This window comes from Bombilactobacillus bombi (genome assembly GCF_013607485.1).
GTDB lineage: Bacteria > Bacillota > Bacilli > Lactobacillales > Lactobacillaceae > Bombilactobacillus > Bombilactobacillus bombi_A.
The window spans coordinates 1-4,160 of sequence record NZ_SCHP01000077.1 but is presented as its reverse complement, the minus strand read 5'-3'; the positions used below and the strand labels follow the sequence as shown (position 1 = coordinate 4,160).

Here is a 4,160-nt window from a genome sequence, read left to right as displayed (position 1 = left end):
CTAACTGATTATTTCAGTAAGAAACAAACTGTCATTCAAGCATGGCAGGCAAACAATGTTTCTGAATTTCTTACATTGCTATTTTTGATGAGTTTTGTTCTGTTATTAGCAACAATGTTTAATAATTCTACGCCAGCATTGATTGCAGGTATAATTGTCTATTTCGCAGCTTCAATTTTTAGCCAATTGATGTATATGTTATTAGACAAATTTCAATGGCTTAAGTGGTTGCCCATTAACATGATGAATCTTGGTTCACAATTGGTAGATTACCATTTAGAAAAATTTACCCATTTAACTTTATTATCTATTTCCATAGGTTATGTTATTTATTTGACTATCTTCTTAATATTAGGGATTATAATTTTTCGCAGAAAGAATAGTTAATATGATAATTCGGCTGCAAATATAATAACCAATAATTCTTAATAATAATCATATATATTTCATCCAACAAATAATTACCTCACAGTTAATCATTAAATACTGCTAGGTAGGCCTTATTTAGATATTTTCATAGATTATGAGAATCAAAAAAGTACTTTGCAAAAATTTAAGCACAATTTCAAAGTAATTTTTTATTTATTTAACCATATTAAATAATCCACAAGTTTTACTTGTGGGGGTCAGAGGAGCTTTAGATAGAAAAACTTCCTTTCGATATAATATTTTGTACTGTCAAAAAACGATAATAGCTTAGCACATACCCGCTGAATGGGTATTTAAAGGGAAAAAGTGCCGTCATAATTCATTAACGGCATGCTAATCTGAAATACAAATATGGCAATCGCAGTTTTTGGGATGGAGGATATTATGACAGTACTGTTGGGTTAAATTGAAAAATATATTCGGGAACAATAAGCAGCAGATTGCTTACAAGATACAATTAGTAAAAGATAGTACGTTGACCTAGTTTCCAATATTAAACCATAAAAATAATGATAATAGTCGCGGTTGGTAGATTTTTGTTGGGTCCCTTAGAGAGGGCCTTTTGTGTGGGGCAAGCCCTTCTAGGGCTAATAAAAAGCCACCAGTATAGCTGGTGGCTGATTACTTATTAAGGGTTGGATTTTGTTTTAACCCAATTATTTATATTTAGAATGATACTATAATTAACTGATTTTTTTAGTGATTAAATCAATTCAAGCTTCTTCCAATTTCAACTTTTGTCATGATACTGCCTGTTGTACTTTCGGGAAAGTGTAACTGAGTATATTAATTTGTAAATAAAAGTTTTTATTTTCTAAACTTGTTAAAATTATAATTAATTTTTCCAAACCATTGTTTTTAGTCCAGCTATAACTTCATCTGCCATTTCTTTAGGAGTATGTGTATCTTCAAGTCCCCAATTAATAAATATATTCCATAATCCGCCTACAGCAAATTCTGTAATTACTGCAATTTGTTTAGAATTCAACTCTTTATCATGCCATGGTAAAGAGCTTTTTTTGTAGTTATTTGCAACTTGTTCATTATAAACTCTTAAGGAATCAATCAATAAATTTTGCTTTTGAAAAGCTTGGAGTGGCTTACGATATTGATCCCAGAAAACAAAAAATTCCAGTATAAGATCAGAAAATGAATTAAATTTTTTAGTTTGAATATCATGAAAATATTTTTCAAATAATTGTAAAAAATATTTTTCGAGAAGATCATCTTTAGATTTGAAAAAGCGGTAAAAAGTTCTTCTTGATAACTGTGCATTTTCCATAATCATAGAAATTGAAATATCTTTATAATTGGTATCTTTTACTAATTCAGCGAAAGATTCAAAAATCCATTTTTTAGTTTGATTAGTCATTCTTTGTGACACTTCTTATACCCCCACATATAATCGATTTCTGTGACAATTATTAAATTTTGCTTCTACTTATTGTTATATTTTATCTATCTTATTATACTATACTTAAATTGTCACATCTGTGCATTATTTGCATTAGTGAGAAAATATAAATTGATTAAGGAGAGAAACAATGTCAAGAAAAAAGGCATTAATTATTATAATAATGGCAGTCGGAACATTTTTTTGTATGCTTGATACAACTATTATGACCATAGTATTACCAGAAATTCAAAGTGGATTAAATGTAAGTCTCGATTCATTATCATGGGCAGTAAATTTATATACAATTATTTTTGCTACTTTAACAATTTTATTCAGTAGATTAGCGGAAATAAGAGGTAAAAATAAATATTTTATAATCGGTTTAATTTTATTTACTGTTGGTTCTATACTCAGTGGAATGTCTAATAATTTATCATTTTTATTATTTGGAAGAGTTGTTCAAAGCTTTGGTGCTGCTACAATCTTGCCTTTAGCCATGACGATTTCTTTAGCACAAGTAACTGTCGAAGAACGTAATAAGATTGTGGCACTTTTAGGAGGAGCACAGGGATTTGCTGCTGCTTTAGGACCAACTATTGGTGGTATGATTGCTCAATATTATGGCTGGCGTTGGGTTTTTTATATTAATGTTCCATTTCTTTTACTAACAATTATTGTTGCACCATTTGTTCTGCCGATAAAGCAAGAAACTAAGTTATCAGAAAAAATCGATCTTTTGGGATCTATATTATCTATGGTAATGTTATTTTCTTTAACGCTAACTCTAATTAAGGGTAATAGCTGGGGCTGGTCATCATCAACAATAATAGGGCTAATTTTAACCGCTATTGTTTCTTTTATTTTATTTATCATAACCGAACTCAAGGTTAGTGAACCCATGATTAATTTAACACTATTTAAAAGTCGCAATTTTAATGGTGCTTCATTGAGCTTAATTCTATGTAATTTTTTTCTTGGTGGCTTTGCGATAACGATGCCGACATTTTTAGTGAAAACTCAAAGTAAAAGTGAGTTGCATGCAGCTTTGTTAATGACTCCATACTAAATTTCGGTATTTATTTTTGTAATTTTAGCTTCATTACTGATGAAAAAAATTAAGACTAGATATCTAGTTTTACTAGGTTTTGCCTTTTTGGGGTTGAGTTATTATGTGTTAGGTAATATGCAAACTGACATTAATATTAATTCTTTAATAACTGCAGATGTTTTACTAGGTTTAGGTTATGGAATTATCGCAGGCCCAGCTAATGTTATGGCAGCAGCTGATTTTAAAGGGAAATTGCTTACGGCTTCACAAAGTGTAGCTAATGTTTTAAGACAGATTGGGCTTGTTTTAGCAACAGCAATTTTTGTTTCGCTATTAACTACCAATGTAAATAATGCCAAAGATAATATTAGTAATTATGCTTCTACTCAAATAAATAATTCAAGTTTACCTAATAGTTTTAAGGATAAAGCTATAGATAAAATACAGCATACACTTAAAACTTCCAGCAATACTACAATTTCTACAAATAAAATTAAGCCTAAAAAAATCTCATTAAGCAATAATCAGCTAAACATTAAAGCTCACCAACAAGTAGAGGTAGCTCTTCAAAAGCAAGGACCTCTGCCACCCAAGGTTAAACAAGCTTTATATCCTAAAATGATGAAAATTGCTAAAAATAAAATTAAACAAAAAGTTCAACAAACTAATCAAGAAATTGAAAGTTTGACAAGTAAGATAAAACATCATGCCAAAGAACAGCTTGTAGATGCATTTTTACAAATATATCGTGTTATGATGCCAATCGCATTGATTTCAATGTTATCTGGTTTGTTATTTAAAAATACAAAACAGAAGCTTTAGCCTAAAAATGTGCAACTGTTTTGTTAATAATAAAATAATTGTTTGAAAAATATTTTAAGGAGATTCAATAATGGAATGTGGAATTGTGTCTTATGGTGTTAAAGTGCCATATTTGAGATTACCCATTGAAGAGACTATTAATTGTTGGAAAAATTCTAGTGTAGAAATGATTAGAAATGTTATTGGTGTTAATTACCGTTCAGTATTATCTAGCGATGAAGATGTTTTAACTTTATCTGCGGATGCAGTGAATATGTGTATAAATCAATCAGATAATGTCTTTCTTAGCTAATAAATGTAATTATGTATAAATACAAATGTAAGAATATAAATTTTATAAAACTATTTTAGACAAGGGAAGATATTAAAATGATATATTGGGATTCGCTATTTTTTCTAGGTTTATTTATGATTCATGATTTTGAAGAAATTATATATGGTCATCATTGGTTTACTATAAATATT

General features: G+C 29.1%; 4 protein-coding genes and 2 pseudogenes. 5 read left to right on the top strand and 1 reads right to left on the bottom strand.

The window, feature by feature from the left end:
* Positions 1-387: pseudogene (locus EQ827_RS08035) on the top strand (ABC transporter permease); the annotation flags it as partial.
* A gap of 326 nt (positions 388-713) precedes the next feature.
* Positions 714-861 (top strand): annotated as a pseudogene (locus tag EQ827_RS08030) (transposase); the annotation flags it as partial.
* A 403-nt stretch (positions 862-1,264) separates the two neighbouring features.
* On the opposite strand, the gene EQ827_RS08025 reads toward EQ827_RS08030, so the two are convergent.
* On the bottom strand, positions 1,265-1,813 hold the full coding sequence (locus EQ827_RS08025; protein ID WP_181190473.1) for a TetR/AcrR family transcriptional regulator: 549 nt from the start codon (positions 1,811-1,813) through the stop codon (positions 1,265-1,267).
* Between the two features lie 160 nt (positions 1,814-1,973).
* Here EQ827_RS08025 and EQ827_RS08020 point away from each other — a divergent pair, with 160 nt between their 5' ends.
* The 3 genes from EQ827_RS08020 (at position 1,974) to EQ827_RS08010 (ending at position 3,987) form a co-directional block, all read left to right on the top strand.
* A complete protein-coding gene (locus EQ827_RS08020) occupies positions 1,974-2,891 on the top strand; it encodes an MFS transporter (RefSeq protein WP_181190472.1) in 918 nt (305 codons plus the stop codon).
* A 39-nt stretch (positions 2,892-2,930) separates the two neighbouring features.
* The gene (locus tag EQ827_RS08015) at positions 2,931-3,695 is read left to right on the top strand and encodes a hypothetical protein (protein ID WP_181190471.1); all 765 of its coding nucleotides are present in this window, start codon (positions 2,931-2,933) and stop codon (positions 3,693-3,695) included.
* Positions 3,696-3,765: 70 nt separating this feature from the next.
* A complete protein-coding gene (locus tag EQ827_RS08010) occupies positions 3,766-3,987 on the top strand; it encodes a hypothetical protein (protein WP_181190470.1) in 222 nt (73 codons plus the stop codon).
* The last annotated feature ends 173 nt before the right edge of the window (positions 3,988-4,160 follow it).

Bases quoted from the DNA above. Each gene is read 5' to 3' on its own strand.
- EQ827_RS08020 (WP_181190472.1), top strand. From the start codon at position 1,974: ATGTCAAGAAAAAAGGCATTAATTATTATAATAATGGCAGTCGGAACA.
- EQ827_RS08015 (WP_181190471.1), top strand. From the start codon at position 2,931: ATGAAAAAAATTAAGACTAGATATCTAGTTTTACTAGGTTTTGCCTTT.
- EQ827_RS08010 (WP_181190470.1), top strand. From the start codon at position 3,766: ATGGAATGTGGAATTGTGTCTTATGGTGTTAAAGTGCCATATTTGAGA.